The 19,031-nt window shown below is 68.9% G+C and carries 15 protein-coding genes and 1 pseudogene; 5 read left to right on the top strand and 11 right to left on the bottom strand.

Annotation, left to right across the window (positions count from 1 at the left end; translation table 11 throughout):
• The first annotated feature begins 18 nt into the window (after nucleotides 1-18).
• On the top strand, nucleotides 19-1,380 hold the full coding sequence (locus tag PPSIR1_RS25690; RefSeq protein ID WP_157595983.1) for an MFS transporter: 1,362 nt from the start codon (nucleotides 19-21) through the stop codon (nucleotides 1,378-1,380).
• Nucleotides 1,381-1,576: 196 nt separating this feature from the next.
• On the opposite strand, the gene PPSIR1_RS50315 is transcribed toward PPSIR1_RS25690, so the two are convergent.
• The 7 genes and pseudogenes from PPSIR1_RS50315 to PPSIR1_RS25660 form a co-directional block, all read right to left on the bottom strand.
• Nucleotides 1,577-1,960, bottom strand: coding sequence for a hypothetical protein (locus tag PPSIR1_RS50315; RefSeq protein ID WP_232296550.1), 384 nt, complete (start codon nucleotides 1,958-1,960; stop codon nucleotides 1,577-1,579).
• Between the two features lie 19 nt (nucleotides 1,961-1,979).
• Nucleotides 1,980-2,189: pseudogene (locus PPSIR1_RS50840) on the bottom strand (RNA-binding protein); the annotation flags it as partial.
• A gap of 100 nt (nucleotides 2,190-2,289) precedes the next feature.
• Nucleotides 2,290-3,207 carry an HTTM domain-containing protein gene (locus PPSIR1_RS25680; protein ID WP_006974105.1) on the bottom strand — a complete coding sequence of 306 codons (918 nt, stop codon included), beginning with the start codon at nucleotides 3,205-3,207 and terminating at the stop codon, nucleotides 2,290-2,292.
• A complete protein-coding gene (locus PPSIR1_RS25675; protein WP_157595982.1) occupies nucleotides 3,204-3,869 on the bottom strand; it encodes a hypothetical protein in 666 nt (221 codons plus the stop codon). Before PPSIR1_RS25675 ends, PPSIR1_RS25680 begins: the two co-directional genes overlap by 4 nt.
• On the bottom strand, nucleotides 3,862-5,826 hold the full coding sequence (locus tag PPSIR1_RS25670; RefSeq protein ID WP_157595981.1) for an HTTM domain-containing protein: 1,965 nt from the start codon (nucleotides 5,824-5,826) through the stop codon (nucleotides 3,862-3,864). The genes PPSIR1_RS25675 and PPSIR1_RS25670 overlap by 8 nt, the downstream gene beginning before the upstream one ends.
• Before the next feature lie 21 nt (nucleotides 5,827-5,847).
• The gene (locus PPSIR1_RS25665; protein WP_157595980.1) at nucleotides 5,848-9,078 is read right to left on the bottom strand and encodes a hypothetical protein; all 3,231 of its coding nucleotides are present in this window, start codon (nucleotides 9,076-9,078) and stop codon (nucleotides 5,848-5,850) included.
• A 151-nt stretch (nucleotides 9,079-9,229) separates the two neighbouring features.
• The gene (locus PPSIR1_RS25660) at nucleotides 9,230-9,778 is read right to left on the bottom strand and encodes a hypothetical protein (RefSeq protein ID WP_157595979.1); all 549 of its coding nucleotides are present in this window, start codon (nucleotides 9,776-9,778) and stop codon (nucleotides 9,230-9,232) included.
• A gap of 242 nt (nucleotides 9,779-10,020) precedes the next feature.
• On the opposite strand from PPSIR1_RS25660, the gene PPSIR1_RS25650 reads away from it, so the two are divergent.
• Nucleotides 10,021-12,186 (top strand): C1 family peptidase, encoded by a 2,166-nt coding sequence (locus PPSIR1_RS25650; protein WP_157595978.1) that lies wholly within the window; start codon nucleotides 10,021-10,023, stop codon nucleotides 12,184-12,186.
• 72 nt (nucleotides 12,187-12,258) lie between these two features.
• Here the strand turns inward: PPSIR1_RS25650 and PPSIR1_RS25645 are convergent, their stop codons facing one another.
• Nucleotides 12,259-12,993 carry a cysteine hydrolase family protein gene (locus PPSIR1_RS25645; protein WP_006974098.1) on the bottom strand — a complete coding sequence of 245 codons (735 nt, stop codon included), beginning with the start codon at nucleotides 12,991-12,993 and terminating at the stop codon, nucleotides 12,259-12,261.
• 48 nt (nucleotides 12,994-13,041) lie between these two features.
• Nucleotides 13,042-13,515: a nuclear transport factor 2 family protein gene (locus PPSIR1_RS25640; protein ID WP_006974097.1), complete on the bottom strand. Its 474-nt coding sequence runs from the start codon at nucleotides 13,513-13,515 to the stop codon at nucleotides 13,042-13,044.
• A gap of 138 nt (nucleotides 13,516-13,653) precedes the next feature.
• Between PPSIR1_RS25640 and PPSIR1_RS25635 the strand changes: the two genes are divergently transcribed.
• Together PPSIR1_RS25635 and PPSIR1_RS25630 are read left to right on the top strand one after the other, a co-directional pair.
• A complete protein-coding gene (locus PPSIR1_RS25635; protein WP_006974096.1) occupies nucleotides 13,654-15,246 on the top strand; it encodes a sigma-54-dependent Fis family transcriptional regulator in 1,593 nt (530 codons plus the stop codon).
• Between the two features lie 47 nt (nucleotides 15,247-15,293).
• Nucleotides 15,294-16,010, top strand: coding sequence for a dienelactone hydrolase family protein (locus PPSIR1_RS25630; protein ID WP_157595977.1), 717 nt, complete (start codon nucleotides 15,294-15,296; stop codon nucleotides 16,008-16,010).
• Here the strand turns inward: PPSIR1_RS25630 and PPSIR1_RS48260 are convergent.
• The gene (locus tag PPSIR1_RS48260; RefSeq protein WP_006974094.1) at nucleotides 16,001-16,168 is read right to left on the bottom strand and encodes a hypothetical protein; all 168 of its coding nucleotides are present in this window, start codon (nucleotides 16,166-16,168) and stop codon (nucleotides 16,001-16,003) included. The two genes, PPSIR1_RS25630 and PPSIR1_RS48260, sit on opposite strands and share 10 nt — an antisense overlap.
• Nucleotides 16,165-17,469, bottom strand: a complete 1,305-nt coding sequence (locus tag PPSIR1_RS43810; protein WP_006974093.1) for a 2-hydroxychromene-2-carboxylate isomerase — start codon at nucleotides 17,467-17,469, stop codon at nucleotides 16,165-16,167. Before PPSIR1_RS43810 ends, PPSIR1_RS48260 begins: the two co-directional genes overlap by 4 nt.
• A gap of 371 nt (nucleotides 17,470-17,840) precedes the next feature.
• Here PPSIR1_RS43810 and PPSIR1_RS25620 point away from each other — a divergent pair, with 371 nt between their 5' ends.
• Nucleotides 17,841-18,773, top strand: a complete 933-nt coding sequence (locus tag PPSIR1_RS25620; RefSeq protein WP_157595976.1) for a hypothetical protein — start codon at nucleotides 17,841-17,843, stop codon at nucleotides 18,771-18,773.
• Nucleotides 18,774-19,031 lie beyond the last annotated feature (258 nt).

Raw genomic sequence — 19,031 nt, 5'->3', positions numbered from 1 at the left:
TGACCGACAATGTCGGGCGTGAGCGCGCCCGACCAGGACCAACGAGCCGAGAGTGATCGCCCCCGCCTGAGCCGGGCCGTGCTCGCGGCGTACGGCATTGGCGGCCTCGGCTCGGGGGTCTACACGACCGTCCCCGGGCTGCTGCTGCTCTACTACATGACCGACACCCTGGGCATCGCCGCAGCCCTGGCCGGCCTGGGCATCTTCGTGCCCAAGCTGTGGGACGTGATCACCGACCCCTTCATGGGGTCGATCTCCGACCGCACGGACAGCCGCTTTGGCCGGCGCCGACCCTACATCCTGGCCGCCGCGCTGGCCCTGCCGCTGTGCTTCGTCGCGCTCTTCTCCGTGCCCGAGCTCAGCCCCGGAGCCGCCTTCGCCTGGGTGATGGTCAGCTACGTGCTCGCGGCCACCGCCTTCACCATGTTCATCGTCCCCTACACCGCGATGCCGGCGGAGATGAGCGAGGACTACGACGAGGTCACCTCGCTCATGGGTTGGCGCGTCGCCCTGCTGACCGTCGGGATCTTGATCTCGGGCGCGGCCGCGCCCCAGCTCATCGAGCTCGGCGGCGGCGGCCGGGGGGGCTACACCTTCATGGCGATGATCGTCGCGGGGGTGATCTTCGCGTCCATGCTCGGGACCTTCGTGGGCACGCGCTCGGCCCCCAGTCGCCCGCGCCTGGATCAGAGCCCGCCGCTGCGCGAGCAACTCCAAGCCGCCGCCCGGGTCCGCCCCTTCCGCGTGCTGCTGAGCACCTACGCCCTGCAGCTCGTCGGCGTCGGCCTGGTCCTCGCCAACGTCCCCTACTTCGCGCGCTACACCCTCGGCGGCGACGAGGGCACGGTGACCATCATGTTCGTGGCCCTGGTCGCGCCCGCGTTCGCGTTCATGCCCGGCTGGGTGTGGCTGTCCAAGCGCACGGGCAAGCTGCGCGCCTACCAGCTCGCCTCGGCCCTGTTCGGCGTCGGCATCGGCAGCTTGTGGCTGAGCTCGCCCTCGCAGATGTGGCTGGTCAACCTCCAGGTCGGCCTCGCCGGCATCGGCTTCGCCGGCACCCAGCTGTTCCCCTTCTCCATGCTGCCCGACACCATCGCCGCCGACCGAGCCAAGGGCGGCGAGCAGCGCGAGGGCGTGTTCACCGGCCTGTGGATGGCCGCGGACAAGGGCGCCGTCGCCCTCGGGGCCCTGTTCGCCGGCCTGGTCCTCGACGCCGGCCAGTTCATCGAGACCCGCGCGGGCGAGCTCGTCGACCAGCCCGACACCGCCATGCTCGCGATCCGCCTGTCGAGCTCGATCCTCCCTGCCCTCTTCCTGCTGTCCAGCCTGCCCATGTCTCGACGCTACGAGCTCGACTCCAAGCTCGAGCCCGACCGCTGAGCCGCGACTCTCTGCGCCCCCACAGCCCAGAGACTGTGAATGATTCACAGTCTCTGTCTGCTCTACCCGTCGTGGACGACGCCACGACTCAGACCCGCCTCGCGCCCCAGCCAACGGGTCGAGGGAGCCGAACAACCAGCACATCGAGCCGTCGCTCTGTCGAGGACGGCCCCACGAATGGGTCTATACGGACTTGCTAGCCGGCCGGAACGACGAGGCGCGACGGCTCAGTAGTCGTCGTAGCCCCCACCACCACCGAAGCCGCCACCACCAAAGCCGTCACCACCTCCTCCGCGACCTCCACGACCTCCACGACGACGCCCGCGACCGCCCTTGCCCTTTCCTCGTCCGCCGCCGCCGTCACGATCGTTGCGACGGTCCTTGCCCCAATCGTCGAAGCCGCCACCGCCTCCGCCACCACCGCCTCCGCCGTAGCCTCCGCGACCACCTCCGCCTCCGCCTCCGCCGTAGCCTCCACGGCCTCCGCCTCCGCCTCCGCCACCGCCTCCGCGGGGACCTCCGCCGCCGCCACCAGGGCGAGGTCCACGACCGCCACCACGGCGCTCTTTCTCTTGAGCACGGTCCACGCGGATCCGCCTGCCATCTACCTCTTGGCCGTCGAGGCCGAGGGCCTTGGTCGCGCCCTCCTCATCGACGTAGGTGACAAAGCCGAAGCCACGGGAACGACCCGTCTCTCGGTCCAGGATCACTCGAGCGTCCTCGAGCGCACCAAACTCGGCGAAAACTTCCTTGAGGCGTTGGTTATCCATCGCCCAGGGAAGGCCCCCGACGAACAATTTTTTCGACATCTCTGCGCTTCTCGATCCGGGGGGTCAAACCTCCCCCAGTGGAACTAGAATAACCGACGCACCGCGGCGGGAACAACCATCCAGAACGCCCCACTGAGCGTCAAAAAATGCCCCGGCGACGCAGCGCTCGGAGCCAGTCCTCGTCCAGAAACAGGACGTAGTAGGCGACCACCGACATGGAAAAAAGCCCCACTCGGTGCATCAGCAGGCCGATCGCCAGGTGCATGCCCAGCCCCCACACGTAGGCAACGGGACGCAGTCGGCGCACACCAAAGAGCAGGGGAGCGCCAAGCTCGAAGGCCAGGGCCAGGTGCTGCAGAACCGACCACAGCTCGACCGGGAAGGTCCGCACCATCCACGCGGCCAGGTCGGTCATGTAGATCCCTTGAGCCTGATACCAGAGCACCCGGCTGCTCTCGTCCCAGTCGCCCTGCAGCTTGCACAGGCCCGCGCCCACGTACTGCAACATCACCGTCCCCTGAAGGATCCGTACGGGCCACTGCGAGCCTAGCCGTGGCTCTGCCGGCGCCTCGCCCTCGTCCTCCTCCGAGCCCTCGCTGGCGGGCTCTCGCGGCCCCTCGGCCGGGATCCACGGCGCGAGCAAGAGCACCGCCCAGGCCACCAGCGCGATCTTGTTCATCGAGAAGGCCGCGAGACGATCGGCCGCGGTCACGTAGGCCAGGCCCACGAACACGAACACCGAGAACAGGCGCGGGCGCACCCGCAGCAAGATCGCGACCATGCTGCCGAGGTAGACGACGAGGAACACCGGCAAGGCCCAGGCGGGCAGCAAGGGCACGGGCCACTGCAGCCCGCGGGAGACCTCGGGGCTGATGTGGTAGCTGGCCGCGGTCAGCCACTCGCTCGCGTCCATCGCCCAGGTCAGCGTGTAGATCAGCAAGGTCAGCGTCGTCGCCCAGCGGAAGGCCTCGAGGCGCAGCCCCGAGCTCGCGTCCGGGGCGAACATCCAGCGCACGGCCACATTGCCGAGGCGGCCGAACTCGTTCCGGCGGCTCACCGTGACCCTCCCCGCGCGCGGTCTTCCGCGGAGATGGGCACCACCTCACCGAGGCGGCGGCGCTTGGTCCCGGGGGGCAGGTCGGCGAGGTCCGGCTTGCGCCAACAGCCCTGCGGGTCGCCGTCGAGGTCGACGTCGAGCCACAGGTAGCGCACGGCGATCACGACCCCGCCGCTCGCGTCCCCCTCGCTCTCGCGGGCGGCGATCCAGCGCGCGAACTCGGCCCGGGCGGCCTCCGCCGACTGGCTGTCCATGTACCCAAAGCGCGCCATGAAGCGGTCGAAGCGGTTGCGGTGGCCGAAGGGCTCGAGCTCGAAGTACTGCGACTCCTCGACCGTCTCCCAGCCCCGGCTGTGCTCCCGGCGGACCTGGACGTAGAACACGCTGACCCGGTCGCTCTCGGTGCCGAACAGGCAGGACACGGAGTAGAGGTCGCGGGCGTGCATCGGCCACGACTCCGGCGCGCCGCCGTGGTAGGCCGAGATCGTCAGCGGGATCAGCCAGCCGCACACGAACACCGCGGCCAGGACCACGTCCCGGGCGCGGGGCCGGTAGGGCTCATGCGCCCGCGGGCCCGAGCTTTCGCCCGAACCCGCGCGAGCCGAAGGCTCGGAACCCGTACGAGCCGAAGGCTCGAGCTCGCTGTCGTCTCGCTCAGCCACGCTGACGCAAGATCAGCACGGCCAGCTTGCCCACGCCAGGGACGAGGCTCAGCGGCCACAGCCACCACAGGCCTGGGAACAGGGGGATCAGCACGGCCCCCGCGTCGGCCCCAGTCAGCGTGCTCTTGCCGTCGGGCGCCCGCAGGGTCAAGGGCGCGCCCTTGGCCCGGTCCTCGTCGAGCTCGAAGCGCAGGCGCTGGCCGAGGTCCCAACAACGCAGCAGCGCCACGCGCCGAACGTCGACGTCGTCGGCGCCGTGCACGACGACCCAGGGGTCCCGCTCGACCCGGTAGACCGCCCGCTCGAAGGGCGCGATCGCCAGGCGCAGGCCTTGCTTGAGCTTGCCCTCGGGCCAGGCCGGGCGCCCACCCTCGCCGGGCTTGGCCGGCAGGCGGTAGAGGTACCACCACATCTTGTCGATGTCCTGGCCGGCCAGCCAGATCGGATAGACCGCGATCATCACCTGCACGAAGGTGCCGACGTTCATGCTCGCGTCGATGCCCAGGTGGAAGAGGAAGCCCAGGACAAGCCAAAAGCGCTTGCCCAGGAGCCAGTCGCGGACGAACAGGTAGACCTTGGGCGCCCACCGGCGCAGGCCCAGGATCAGCCCGCCGGCGAAGGCGGGGATGACCAGGGTCATGACCGAGGCCAGCGTCCCCAGCATCTCCTTGTTCTTCCAAAACGCCGCCACCTTGGCGCCGGGCTTGTAGTAGTAGTGCACGCCGAGGTCGGCCATGTAGGCGGCGACCACGAAGAACACGACCACGCAGGCCCAGCTCGACACGCGCACGACCCAAGACAGCGCGCCCTTGCCGGAGGTGTCGGCCTCCTTGAGCCACATGCGATCGACGAGGATCAGCCCCGCGAGCAGCAGCAGCGGCAGCGGGCGGGTCCAAGAGGGCCCGTACCAGACCCCGTAGATCGAGGCGGCCATGGCGACGCAGTAGAGCGTCCACCGCGGCACCGGCCCCTGCCAGGTCCCGGCCTTCTCGTCCCGGTCCCACCCGCGCAGCGCCTCCCCGAGGAAGAGCAGCGGGAACAGGATCTCCCACCAGTGCACGAGGATCGCCGCCCCCCGCGTGATGTACAGCTTGGTCATCCAAGCGTTCATCAGGTGGTTGGGGAAGCGGTAGAAGTGGTCGAGGTTGAGGGCGTAGTAGAGCGCCGTGCCGTCGGCCCAGGTCTTGCCGCTCTTGAGCAGGCCCGTGGAGGAGTAGATCGCCGCCAGCTGGATCATGAAGATGATCCGCGGCCAGCCGGCGATCTGCTTGTAGTCCGGCAGCGCCGCCGTCTCGCCCTTCGAGATCGCCTTGCGACGCTTGCGCCACGAATCGACGGAGTAGGCCTGACCCCAGTCGACGAAGATCATGAAGAAGGCGTGGACGCGCAGGACCGTGTCGCCGCCCGTGAAGTAGATGGGGTTGTAGTTGTACAGCTGCAGGACCGCGAGCCAGGTCAGCACCGTGAACAGGCGCGTCCGCCAGCCGATGATCATCATCGTGCAGCAAAAGAACAGCACCCCGAACATCGCGTAGACGAAGGGCGGATCGCTGCGGATGAACAGCACGGTCCAGCGATCGGTGAGGATCATGAAGTAATCCCACCAGTGCTCGACCCCGTACTCCGGATCCCACAGCGTGCGCATCTTGCCGCCGTAGTTCTTCCGCGCCATCTCCGTGAGCAGCAGGCCCTGATCCGTGAACAGGAACTCGCCCTGCAGCACGAGCAGGTCGAGGAAGGTCCACATGATCGTGATGCCGAAGGCGATCCGCGTCAGCGCCGCGGGGCGTGCGTCCCGGCGCTCGAAGAAGATCCGCCGCCACAGCTCGGGGCGGAGGATGAAGAAGATCGCGACGGCCGCCGCGGCGATCCACAGCGCCTGCGTCGAGACGTCGATGTGCGCCGAGACGTCGATCTCTTTTTTCTTCGCCAGCGCGAGCAACAAGGGAGTGGTCATGAACGTCATGGAATCGAAACCTCAGCGATTGCGAGTCGGGACCGGAGGCCGGCGGTTGACGGGCTTTTTGGCCGGCGTGTCCTCGCCGTCCTCCCCGCCCTCGTCTTCCTCGGCCTTGCCCTTGCCCTTGCCCTTGCCCTTTTGCGGGTCGGCGTCGACCTTGCCCTCGATACCGGGGCGGGGCTCACCGCCAAAGTCGGTGCGGGCATCCCAGCTGCGCCGGGTCGTCTCAGCCGAGCGCTCGGCCTTGCGCTCGGCCGACTCGAGGCGGCGCTCGTCCGCCTCCGTCAGCTCCCAGCCGCGGCGTTGCTTCATCCACGGCTCGATGTTGCTGTCCTTGCACTTGTAGGTGTTGACCACGTTGCGCTTGAGCTTGCGCTTGCGCGGGTCTGAGGGCTCGCCGATCTTGGCGAGGGCCTCCGGCTTGGGGATCGGGGTCTTGAGCTTCAAGACCTGGACCTCCAGGGGCAGCTGGCCGTCGTGGTCGAAGGCCCACTCGCGGCAGTGGTACTGGGACCAGTACTTCAGATACCACTTGCTCTTGCCGACCATGCGCCGGTGCATCTTGCGGCTGCGGTCGTTGTACCAAAACACGTAGGGCCGGTCGGTGTAGTGGTCGGTGCCGACCATGTACAGCTCGCCGTCTTGGTCCTTGACCACGGTGCGCATGAAGGTGTTCGAGCGCGGCGGGTTGGGCGAGAACATCTTCCAGCTCTGGCTGATGTTCAGGCCGCGGACCCAGTTGCCGTAGACCTTGGTCACCTCCCCGCGCCAGGCCTGGGTGACCGAGTACTTGGGGATGAACAGGGCCCCGACCGCGGTGACGTGCCAGATCGTCAGGCCGAGGATGGCCGTGCGCATGAGCGTGCCGGCGACCAGGGGCGGCGTGGCGATCTCGACGGGCTCGACGGCCTCCTCGGCTTCGCCCTCGACCTTGGCCTTGGCCTTGCCCTCGGCCTTGGCCCTGGCGGCGAGCTCCTCCTCGCTGAACTGGCGATCGAAGGGCCCGCGGCGGCGGAAGTGGGCGACGGCCGCGAAGCCGAACACCGCGTAGACCCACCACCACGACGCGTCGCCGATGCGCTCGATGCGTTTGCTCCGCGCCTCGGACTCGGCCTTGCGCGCGTCTCGGGCTGCGGCCGCCGCGTCGACGTCCGCGTCCGGGTCGGCCTTGGCCGCGGCCACGTCAGCCTCGGTCCGGGCCTCGAGGCCGCGCAGGCCGACGAGCAGCGCCAGGCCGCCGCACAGCGCGAGGACCAGCAGGTCGGGGATCCGGCCGCCCCGCTCCCGCGAGGACTCGAGGAAGCTCGCCGCGTCCTTGGAGAACAGCTTGAGCGGCCCGAGCAGCAGGCGGTGGGGATCTTGGTACCAAGGACCCGCAGGATCGCGGGCGACGGCGTCGGCCGAGCTCTCGAGCACGCTGTCGTCCTCGGCGATGTACTCGTCGAGGCGCTCGGGCACCATCCACGCCGTGACCCGCCACTTGCGCAGGAGCTCGGCGGTCCACCGGAAGATCTTCAGGTAGGTCTTCGACTCGAAGCAGACCACGTAGATCCACATCATGATCAGCGGGAACATGCCGATGTTCATGAACACGAACAGGATCCCGTGGAAGATCAGGCCGAGGCTCAGCCAGATGCGTCGGCCGAACAGCCAGTTGCGGACGAAGCGCTGATCGATCAGGAAGGGCTCGAGCTCGGGGGCGTCCGCCTTCTTCTTGGCCTCGCCCTCGTTGGTCGCGGCCTGCTTGCCGTCCTTGCCCTCGCCCTTCTTGGCGTCCTTCGGCTTGCGCTCGCGCAGCCACAGCAGCAAGCGCCGCGGGTTGGGTAGCCGGACCGGCCACCGCCCGAGCACGAGCCACACGATGATCGCCACGGGCAAGACCCCGCCGAACAGGATGTGCACGTTCTGCAGCGCAGCCTCCGGCGGCGTGGGGTTCTTGTTCTTGAGCAGCGGCAGGCACCACGGGACCGCGATGACCGCGACGCGGTACATGGCGAAGTAAGAGCCGATCAGCGCCAGCCGACCCGCCCACCTGCGCCACAGCACCGAGTCCTGCGCCTGGTACCAGGGGTCGTCTTTGTGGTCGAGGCCCCACTTGAGGACCAGGCCCAGGAACATCAAGAAGAACAGCTTCTCCCACCACAGGGTCACGAAGCTCATCACCTTGAACATGTTCGTTGCGAAGTAGAAGCTCACCCACTGGGTGAACACCTCGAAACGATAGAAGTGGTCCATGTTCAGGGCGTAGTAGAGGGCGTCGCCCGCCTTCCACACCTTGCCGATCTTCCACATGCCCGTGGCCGAGTAGATGCACGTCAGCTGGGCGATGATCACGTAGCGCGGCCACCGGGGCACGAGCTGGTAGCGCTTGGGCTCGGGCAGCTTCAGCTTGCCGGCGTCATGGAGCGCGCCGCGTCCTTTCGCCTCGAACACGCCGACGACGCCCGAGACGAGCACGCCCGCGAGGGTCACCAGGATCACGTGGACCATGGTGAACTCGACGATCAGGCAAAAGGCGACGCCCCAGGCCCCGGCCCACAGCCAGTGCCCGGCGCGGTCGAGGAAGTGGCGCCAGTCGTAGCCCACGCCCCCGCCGTCGCGCAGCTTTTGCTCCCGACGCCGCCGCAGCCAGTTGTCGACGCTCCAGGCCGCGTCGGTGCGCGCGACCAGGGTCATCAACCAGATGCAGCGATAGACCGTGTCGTGGCCCTCGAGATAGACCCCGTTGCGGTTGTAGATCCCGTTGATCATCAAGAAGATGACGACCGCCGTGATCCGGGTCCGAAAGCCCACGGTGAACAGGGCCAGGGCCACGAACAGCACGGCGAGGTAGCCCCACACGAAGTCCGGGCTGCTGTGAATGAACAGCAGCGAGTTCTTGCCCCAAAAGAATTTGAGGATCGCCCAGCCATCGAGGAAGCCGTCGACCTCCGTCCACCCCGACAAGGCGGTGCGTCCGAGGCGCTGGCGGACCTCCGCGTCCGTGAACATGCCCTCGTCGGTCCACAGCATCCTGGAGTGGCTCAAGAGGTTCCAGAAGTTCTGGATGGTCATGATGCCCAGGCCGATCCGCCAGATCGCGAGCACCCGCGGATCCTCCCGAGCAAAAAACGCGCGCCGGAAAGACTCGGCGCGCGTCCAGATCCAAAACACGATCAACACGAACACCAAAAACACCAGCCACCCGACCTGCAGCTGCAGATCGAGGGGTGCTTTCGGGTACTCGGCCTTGGCGAGTAGAGAGAGCATGCAAGCGCCTTTATGGCGGTGAACACGGAGTTCATCGCCTGAAAGAGCTACTTAGCATGGCGTTTCGCGAGTCCGCGACGCAGAAACTGCCGCAAACCACGCGCAGATGGCTCACCTGGAGCCGGCCACGACATCGATGACGCGAGGCGACTCACGCCTTCGTTCGTCGACGGCGACGAAGGCATGCGAGGCCGAGGACAAACAGGGCGAGGCTCACAGTGTTTGTCGAGTTCGCGTCGTCGCTGATCGTGCAGCGGCTCGCGGACTCCGGCGGCTTGTCCTCGGTTTTGGACCCGCCCTCGCCCGCCTTCGAATCGCCTTCAGCCCCGCCCCCGCCGTCGCCACCGAGGATCGGCGGCTTGCCCGGGCCGCTCGAGGGCTTGCAAACCACGCACGCTTCCTCGGTGGCCTTGGGTGGCGAGCCGCCGGAGTAGTCGAGGCGGCTGCACAAACCCTCGCCGCAGGTGCCCGGCTGATCGTTGGGCATGGCGCACGGCGCTCCGATGCTCTTGCCCTGACAGACCTGCTCCTCCGGACCCATGCCGGGAGCGCCCGCGCTGGAGCCACCGTCGCCGCCGAGGGTCGGAGGCGCCCCGGGATCAGGCGGCGCCGCCGCGGCCGGGCTCGCGCCGAGGCCCGCGACGGCCAGGCCGAGGAAACACGAGAACACGGTCGACACACGGCGAGGAGAGTTGGGCATGTCCATGGTCGTCTTCGCTCCCACGCTACCCCAAGGATCCCCCAGGGTCCAAGCACAGACCAAGGGCTGTCCCGGGCGCCTTCGAGCCTGCGCTCGGGGTGAACTCCACCCCACCCATCGGTCGAGTCATCGGCCGAGCGATCGACCGAGTCACAAACTGCTTCTCCATCTCGCCGCGAGCCCACCTCGAAACGAACAAATTCATCTCCGGCTCCGTCTCTGCGCCCAGTAGAGTTTCTCGCATGCCCGCCCCCTGGACCTCGCACGCCGCCCTCATCGCCTTGAGTCTGGGTCTCGTTTTCGCGCCCCCGCGCCAGAAATCCAAGACCAAGACCAGCACCTCTCCCCGCGCCACGACCAAGACCAAGACCAAGGCCAAGGCGCCGCCGTCGAAGTCCAAGTCGAAGCAGTCCAAACCCAAGCGGGCGCCGCTGAAGGCGGGCAAGCCCCCGGCGGTGAGCAAGACCTTCCGACCCAAGCCGGGCACCAAGCCCGCGCGCAAGCTCAGCCGGCCCAAGGGCAAGCCGGCGCGGGCGTCGAGCAAGAAGGCCAAGGCGCTGGCGACGACCTACTCGACGCGGGAGAAGAAGGCGCCGCGCCGGGCCAAGAAGGACCTCAAGCAGCTGCGCAAGGACATCGCCAAGAAGCAGTACAGCTTCGAGGTCAGCTACACCGACGCCATGGCCCGGCCCGTGGGCGAGCTCGCCGGGCTCTCGCTCCCGGCCAAGCCCCTGCGCGACGCGGCCAAGCAAAACAGCCGGGCCCGCAAGGCCACCCAGGGCCGCGACCTCATGGTCCGCAGCCTGTCCCGGACCCTGACCAAGCCCAAGCGCATGGCCGAGAAGGACAAGGGCGGCCTGCCGGGCGGGCTCGGGGCCCCCGTGGGCAGCTCGAGCAACTCGGACACGCCGGCGTCCGTGGGCAACAACTTCGCCGACATCTGCTCGCCGAGCGCCGAGGCCTTCACCTGGCAAAGCGAGCTGGGTGCGATCCGCAACCAGGGCGCGTGCGGGAGCTGCTGGGCCTTCGCCGCGGTCTCGACCATCGAGGCCAGCAACGCGATCGTCAACGGCGGGCGCTCGGACCTCTCGGAGCAGCACGCGCTGAGCTGCTCCGACGGCGGCACCTGCTACGGCGGCTGGTACACGCCGATCTACGACTGGCTGTCCGGGGGCAAGGACGGCCTCGAGACCGAGGCGGCCGTGCCCTACAAGGGCAGCGCCAGCTCGTGTCAAAACGGCGGCTCGACCCCCTACGAGGTCGAGGCCTGGGGCTGGGTCGACCCCTACAAGGTCCAGCCCGGCGTCGAGGACATCAAGGCCAGCATCTGCAAGTACGGCGCGCTGACCTCGGCCGTCGCCGCGACCCCGGCCTTCATCGCCTACAGCGGCGGCACCTTCGACGAGCGCTCCAGCGCCCAGGTCAACCACGCCGTGACCCTGGTCGGCTGGGACGACTCGCGCAACGCCTGGCTGATGCGCAACTCGTGGGGCTCCAACTGGGGCGAGAGCGGCTACATGTGGATCGACTACGGGTCGAACAGCATCGGCGCCTACTCGACCTGGGCCCTGGTCGAGTCCGACGCCAAGGCCAACAGCAACACCGACGAGGGCCCCAAGGTCCTGTCCCACGCCGAGCGCAACCTCCGGGTCACCAACGAGACCGGCAAGAAGGTCGAGCTCGCGGTCCAGTGGTACACCAAGCGCGACGGCAAGTGGCAGTGGCTGCCCGGCGCCCCCGGCAGCTCCAAGTCCGCGGGCTACAGCCTCGCCAACGGCCAGTCCCTCAACCTCGACGACCCCACCCACGAGCCCTTCATGCTCCAGGCCAAGAAGGTCCGGCTGTGGGCGACGGCTTCGGGCCAGAGCTGGGAGCACTGGAAGACCCGCGACCTCGACCTGGCGCCCGCCGCCTACGAGGCCACGGAGATGGACGTGTTCGAGCTGCGCCTGCTGCCCGGCGGCAAGGACTCGGCCGGCGGGGGTGAGCCCGACCAGGATCCGAGCGATCTGTTCGACGCCGCCTACGACCTGTTCGGCGCGGGCAAGTACGCCGAGGCCAAGGCCGAGTTCGCCGCCTGGAAGGCCCAAAACCCGACCAGCCCCGACGTCCCCTACGCCCTGTACTTCATGGGCGTCGCCGAGCACCAGCTCGACAACTACTGGGACTCGCTGCTCTACTTCGCCGAGTTCGCCGACCACCACTCGGACCACGACTGGCTGCCCTACGTCTACTACTGGGCCGGCTCGTCCTACGTCGGGCTCGGCGACTGCGGCTACGCGGTGCAGCTCTACGAGGCCGTGGCCTACAGCGACCTGGGCTCCTCGCAAGAGTGGATCAAGGCCGCGAAGGACACCATCGACTGGCTCGGCAAGGACGACGGCAAGGTCTGCAAGTCCTGGGACTGACGAGGCCGCTGAGCCCCTAAAAGAGCCCCGAGCCTCGAAAGACGCTCGGGGCTCTTTTGGGTCTCCACTGGCTCAGCGGGCGAAGGCTCGCTCGAGGCCGGCGACGGCCTCTTCGGTACTGACCACCGCGCTGGCGATGTAGTGGAAGTTGGTGAGCGCGGCGGCGTAGGCATCACCCGCCGGGGTCCGAGCGCCCGCCGTCGCGTCGGCGACGACGCCCACCTCGAAGCCCTGCTCGATCAGCTCGCGCATGTGGGACTCCGTGCACAGGTTGGCCGACATGCCCCCGAGCAAGACCGTCGTGATCCCGCGCTTGCGCAGCTGCAAGACCAGGTCGTTGGTCTCCGGGCCGTAGACCTTGTGCGGGGTCGTGACCACGACGTTGTCGCCGGCGATGAAGGGCTCGTAGCGCTCGAGCCAGTCCGCGCCCGAGCCCTCGAAGCCCTCGAGGCTCAGGGCGCCCTTGCGGTCGAACATCTGGATGTCGTGCATCAGCTTCTCGAGCGCGCCCTCGATGAGCCACTGGTGATCGTGGGCGTAGTAGTAGTGCGGCGACACGAACACCGGCACCTGCAGGCGCTGGCCGACCTCGAACAGCGCCTCGATGTTCTCGACGGTCCGGTTCTCGGTGACGCTCGCTCCGACCACGCCCCAGGCCACGCCGTCGGGGCTCAGGAAGTCGTTTTGAGGGTCGATGATGACGATGGCCGTGCGCGCCGGGTCGAGGGTCACGCCCGGGCGGGGCAGGCCGAGGTCTTCGCGGGTGGTCAGGGTGACGAAGGTCGATGGGGTCTCGTGGGTGGTCATGGTCGTGCTTTCTTGGGTGCGGAGGAGGTCAGAGGTCAGAGTCAGCGATCAGAGCCCGAGCTCGCTCAAGCCGGGGTGCCCGTCGGGCCGGCGCCCGGGCGCGGGCCAGTCGAAACGCCGCTCGTGCTCGGCGATCGGGACGTCGTTGATGCTGGCCTGGCGCCAGCGCATCAGGCCCTCGTCGTCGAAGGCCCAGTTCTCGTTGCCGTGGGCCCGGAACCACTGCCCCTTCGCGTCGCGCCACTCGTAGGCGAAGCGCACCGCGATGCGCGACGGGCCGTAGGCCCACAGCTCCTTGATGAGCCGGTAGTCGAGCTCTTGGGACCACTTGCGCGTCAGAAATTCCGCGATGGCTTCGCGGCCGCGGAAGAACTCGCTGCGGTTGCGCCAGCGGCTGTCGGGGGAGTAGGCGAGGGTCACCCGCTGGACGTCGCGGGAGTTCCACGCGTCCTCGGCCAGGCGGACTTTTTGGAGGGCGATGGCCTCGGTGAATGGAGGCGTGAGAGAGAACGAGGCGCTCATGCCTGGGAGACAGAGCAAGGCCAGGCCCACCCAGAAAACCCAGAAAACAAAGTGATTTCAGTGGCTTGGCCATATTTCAAGGTCGTTGGATTTCATGAATTCGTTTGATCCAACGATGAGTTGCTAAATCTAACGAAGGTGGACTTCCGCGCCCTCCAGCAGATCAGCCTCGACGTCGCGCAGGTCCGCCCCCCTGCCGAGGTCCTCCAGAGCATCGTCTCGCAGCTGTCCAAGCAGCCGGGCGTCGCCCTCGCGCGGATCTGGCTGCGCGGGCCCGGAGACATCTGCTCGGACTGCCGCCTGCGCCACGAGTGCCGCGACCGCGAGACCTGCATGCACCTCGTCGCCAGCGCGGGCTGTTCTCGCGTCGACCCCGACGCCGACTGGTCCACGCTCACCGGTCGCTTCCGTCGCTTCCCCCTCGGCGTCCGCAAGATCGGGCGCATCGGCCAGACCGGCGCCCCCGAGCTCCTGGCCATCGAGGGCCAGCGGGACTGGCTCGTCGACCGCGACTGGGCCGCGCGCGAGGGGCTGCGCAGCTTCGCCGGGCAGCCGCTGATCTTTCGAGACGAGCAGCTCGGGCTGCTCGGCGTGTTCAGTCGGACGCCCATCGACGAGGAGGGCTTTGGCTGGCTGCGGACCTTCGCGGATCATGCCGCGGTCGCGCTGGCCAACGCCCGGACCCTCGCCGAGCTCGACGAGCTGCGCCAGCGCCTCGAGCTCGAGCGCGACTACCTGCGCGAGCACCTGGCCCAGACCCAGTCGCGCTCGGGGATCGTCGGCGACAGCCCGGCGATCCGCCAGGTCTTGCGCCAGCTCGAGCTGGTCGCGGCGACGGACGCGAGCGTGCTGATCGCCGGCGAGTCGGGCACGGGCAAGGAGCTCGTCGCCTGCGCCATCCACCAACGCAGCCCCCGCAGCGAGCGCGCCCTCGTCCGGGTCAACTGCGCCTCGATCCCCCACCAGCTGTTCGAGAGCGAGTTCTTCGGCCACGCCAAGGGAGCCTTCACCGGGGCCGCGCGGGAGCGAGCCGGCCGCTTCCGAGTCGCCGACGGGGGCACGCTCTTCCTCGACGAGATCGGCGAGATCCCCCTGGCCCTCCAGGGCAAGCTGCTGCGCGTGCTGCAAGCGGGGGAGTACTCCCGCGTGGGCGAGGATCACGTCCGCGAGGTCGACGTGCGGGTGATCGCGGCGACCAACCGCGACCTGCTCGCGGAGGTCCGCGCCGGCCGCTTCCGCGAGGACCTCTACTACCGCCTGTCGGTGTTCCCGATCCGCGTCCCGCCCCTGCGCGAGCGCAAGCGCGACATCCCAGCCCTCGCCGCGCACTTCATCGAGCAGGGCCAGCGACGCATGCGAAGCGCCGCCCCGCGCCTGCGCCAGCGGGACCTCCAGCAGCTCCAGGCCTACGACTGGCCCGGCAACGTCCGCGAGCTACAAAACGTGATCGAGCGAGCGATGATCCTCGCGTCTGGCGATCGCCTGCACTTCGAGCTCGGCGCACCGGCAGAGCCCTCGCCCGTGCTCGAGCGCGCCCCCGCGCAGGGCGACAGCAAAGAGATCCTCAGCGACGCCCAGATGCAAGCGCGGGTGCGCGAGAACATCCTCGCGGCATTGCGGCAGTGTCGCTGGAAGGTGTCGGGGCCGGGCGGCGCCGCTGAGCTGCTGGAGCTCAACCCGAACACCCTCGCCTCGCGCATGCGCGCCCTCGGCATCCAGCGCCCGCGCTGAGCCAGGCGTCGCTCGGGCGCCATCTCCCCTGGACATCCTGGGTCCAAGTGGGCGATCGTAGACCCACGCTGAGCGGTATGGGCAAGGTCAAGCTGCGCGCGAGTGATGGGCACGAGTTCGAGGCGCTCCGGGTCGATCCCCTCGGGGATCCCAAGGGCGGAGTCGTCGTCGTGCAGGAGATCTTCGGCGTCAACCGGCACATCCAGGCCGTCACGGCTCGCTTCGCCGCGGCCGGCTACACCGCCATCGCGCCGGCCTTCTTCGACCGCATCGAGTCCGGCCTCGAGCTCGGCTACGACAAGGCCGACGTGACCCGCGGGCGCGAGCTCGTCGGCAAGCTCGAGCTCAGCGGCGTGCTCGCAGACCTCGACGCGGCCGCGAGCCACCTCCGAGCGCAGCCGGGCCTCGCCGACGGGCCCCTCGACGTCGTCGGCTACTGCTGGGGCGGCGCGGTGGTGTGGCTGGCCGCCGCGCGCATGGAGGGCATCGATCGGGCGGTCAGCTACTACGGCAGCCGCATCGTCAACTACGTCGACGAGGGGCCGCGCGTCCCCCTGATGATGCACGTCGGCAAGGACGACGCCTCCTTTCCCATCGAGAAGGTCCACGAGATCGGCGCTCGATACCCGCGCATCGAGATCCACGAGTACGACGCCGGCCACGGCTTCAACTGCGACCACCGCGGCGCCTTCGAGCCCGTCGCCTCGGCCCTCGCCCTGGCCCGGAGCCTCGAGTTCTTCGCCAGCGGGCCCGCTCAGGAGTAAGCGGAGGTGATCGCCTCGAAGGGCCCGGGCAGGGCCTCGAGGGCCTCGCGCCAGGGCTGCGGCTGAGTCGACTCGGGCGTGCCGAGGGCCACGACCCCGCCCACGATCGCGCAGGTCGTGCGGCGCGCCCGGGCCGTGCCCGCCCCGTGCCCGCTCATCCTTGGCCTCCGCCCATGACCGCGAGGCTGTCGTCGCCCCGAGCCACGCGCTCGGCGAGCTCGAGGCGGTCGGCGCCCCAAAACAGCTCGGGGCCCGCGGGCGTGTCGACGACGAAGCTCGGCGCCCCAAACACGCCGGCGTCGATGGCCGCGCCCGTGGACTCGCGCAGGGCGTCCTTGATTGGTTGGTGCGTCGCCGCGGCCACCAGCGCGGCCCCGTCGAGGCCGCAGTCGTCGGCGATGCCCGCGAGCACCTCGGGGTCGGAGATGTCCCGGTCCTCGGCCCAGTAGGCCCGGAAGATCGCGTGGACAAAGCGGCGGCCCTCGGCGTGATCGAGGATCTGCGCGTCGCGGTCGGCCGCCAGGGTCATGCGCAGGGCGAGCACCGTGTTCATGGGGAAGCGGGTCGGGAATTGGTAGGGCGCGCCCATGGCCGCGGCCTGGCGCTGAAGATCGAGGGAGGCGTGGCGGCGCTTGGTCTCGTGGAAGGTGAACAGGGGCACGTTGACGGTGCCGACGGACTTGAACACCGCGCCGAGCAGCATGGGCCGCCAGCGCGCCGCGTCACCCAGGCGCACCTCGGCGAGGTGGCAGCCCAGGTAGGCGAAGGGGCTCGAGTAGTCGAAGAAGATGTCCACGCCCCGAGCGGGCGCCTGCGGATCGACCTGCGCCTCCTCGGGCGCCCCGACCCCGCTCGCCTCGCGCAGCCGCGCCTCGACCATCGCCATGCGGTCGACCCCCCAGTACAGCCCGTTGGGCTTCCCGTCCTCGACGACGAAGGTCGGGACCCCGAACACCCCGGCCTCGATCGCCTCGTCGGTCCGCGCGCGCAGCTCGGCCTTGACCTCCGGCGTGGCGATCTTGGCGAGGATCGGGTCCGGCTCGTGCCCGGCGGCGGCGAGCACCCTGCGCAGCACGGCCTCCTCGCTGATCGCCTCGCCCTCGGCCCAGTAGGCGTGAAAAAAATGACGCGCGAGCTTCAGGTAGGGCTCGCCGACCACGAGCAGAGCGCGCAGAGCCTCGACCGTGCGCAAGGGGTGCCCGCTCGGCATGCGCAAGGGCACACCCGCCAGCGCGGCCTGGCGCTGCATGTCCGCGAAGTTGTGACGGGCCTTCGCGGGCGGGAGCACCTCGGACAGATTCTGGGGTGTCGAACGGGCCCGGAACACGCCTCCGAGCAGGATTGGCCGCACGTCGAGCTCGGCCCCCGCGCGCTCCGCCATGGCCTCGACCAGGGTCGACGCCACGTAGGCGTAGGGGCAGGAGAAGTCGAAGTAGAACCGGACCCGAGGCGCGTTCATGGCTGGAGCTTAGCGCCAAAGCTCGGATGCACCCGGGAGGTGAGATCTCGCCTCCTGGACCTCTGTGTGGTGCCAGGGCCTCTGCGCCTACGCCGCGAGGCGCGCTTGCCAGACTGACGAACGAAGTTTATATTTGCGCTTCACCAAAGCCGCTTTTGGCGGCGCTCATCATCCGAAAACGTGCCCTCGCCGGCACCTCCGCGTTGATGTCGAGCGTCGTCCATCGTCGCGAGCACCCGGCCTCCCCCACGATTCGCTCCCGACACCAAAGTCTGCCCCCAGCGCAAAGAGAGCCCATGGACGTCGACGAGAATGAAATCGACCTGGATACGCTATACCGCCACACCAAACGCGAGAGGTGGGGCGTCGCCGTGTTCCTGTGGGAGCGCGACGAGAAGCGTGCCTTTCGCTTCGCCGACGGCGAAGTTCGCGTGTTCAAGAAGGGCTACTACGAGCTGATGGTCCCGACCGTCGCCCCCGGCGACGGCTCGGCCACCCGGCTCCGCGCCGAGGTCCGTGCGGCCACCACCAAGCACAAAGAGATCCTGCCCACCGTCGGCCACCAGCTGCTGCTCCTGCTCGAGGAGTACCCCGGCGGGTTCACGGGCGAGGCCTGGCAAAAGAAGCACCGCGGCACTGGCCGCCGGCTCAAGCGTCACCGCAACGCCGCGATCACCGAGGCCCGAGACCTCCTCAACCCCGACGATCTCGCCAAGTTCAACGCCGCCGGCAACCACCAAGAGGCCCTCGATCGCCTGATCAAGGTGCTCCAGGGCACGGACCTGGTCCCGAGCGCCCAGCTCAACAACCTCAAGAAGACCCGGCCCACCCAGGAGCTGACGACCATCCTCACCTCGATGGCCAAGCACCCCCACGAGGCCACGGTCCGCCCCTTCCAGGCCGCCCTGGTCAGCTCCCGCGGCCCCGCGACCTCGTGGCAGGTCGTGTCCGCCCCCCTCGCCCTGCTGGCGCCCAAGCACCACATGTGCGTGCGCCCCAGCGTCCTCTCGACCCAGGGCAAGATCATCCGGGCCCGCTTCAACCCGCCCAAGCGCCCGGACGAGACCGGCTACCAGCGCTACCTCGACGTCGCCAAGGCCGTCTACGCCGAGCTCGAGTCCCTCGGCCACGCGCCCTTGGACCTCCTCGACATCCACGACTTCGCCTGGACCACCCTGCGCCCCGCCGCCAAGGCCGAGCTCGCCCGCATCCGCGAGGCCGAGGCCGCCAACGCCGTCGAGGCCAGCCCGCTGCCGACGACGACGACGACGACGACGACCGCGCCGCCGCCCAAGGCTCCCTGAGGCTGCGGCCATCGAGGGCCCCGTTGGCGGGGATGAGGGATTGGTCCTCATCTCCGCCAAACTAATTTTGGGGTCCCGCTTTTTGGGGTTCCAAGAGCCCGTGCTGCATGCGGCGGGGTTCTCCAACCACTGCTGTGAAGACCTTGGGCGGTGGCTCGACCCCTGCGGCGGGCGTCAGGGAGCCAGGCGCAACTCGTTCGAGATCCCAGCATTCAACTTGCGAACCCCGAGCAGGCCGCTCGGCGGGAGGGGTCCCTG

It is taken from the genome of Plesiocystis pacifica SIR-1 (genome assembly GCF_000170895.1).
Taxonomy (GTDB): domain Bacteria; phylum Myxococcota_A; class Polyangia; order Nannocystales; family Nannocystaceae; genus Plesiocystis; species Plesiocystis pacifica.
Note: the sequence above shows the minus strand (reverse complement) of the source record. Positions and strands in the feature narration are given on the sequence as shown.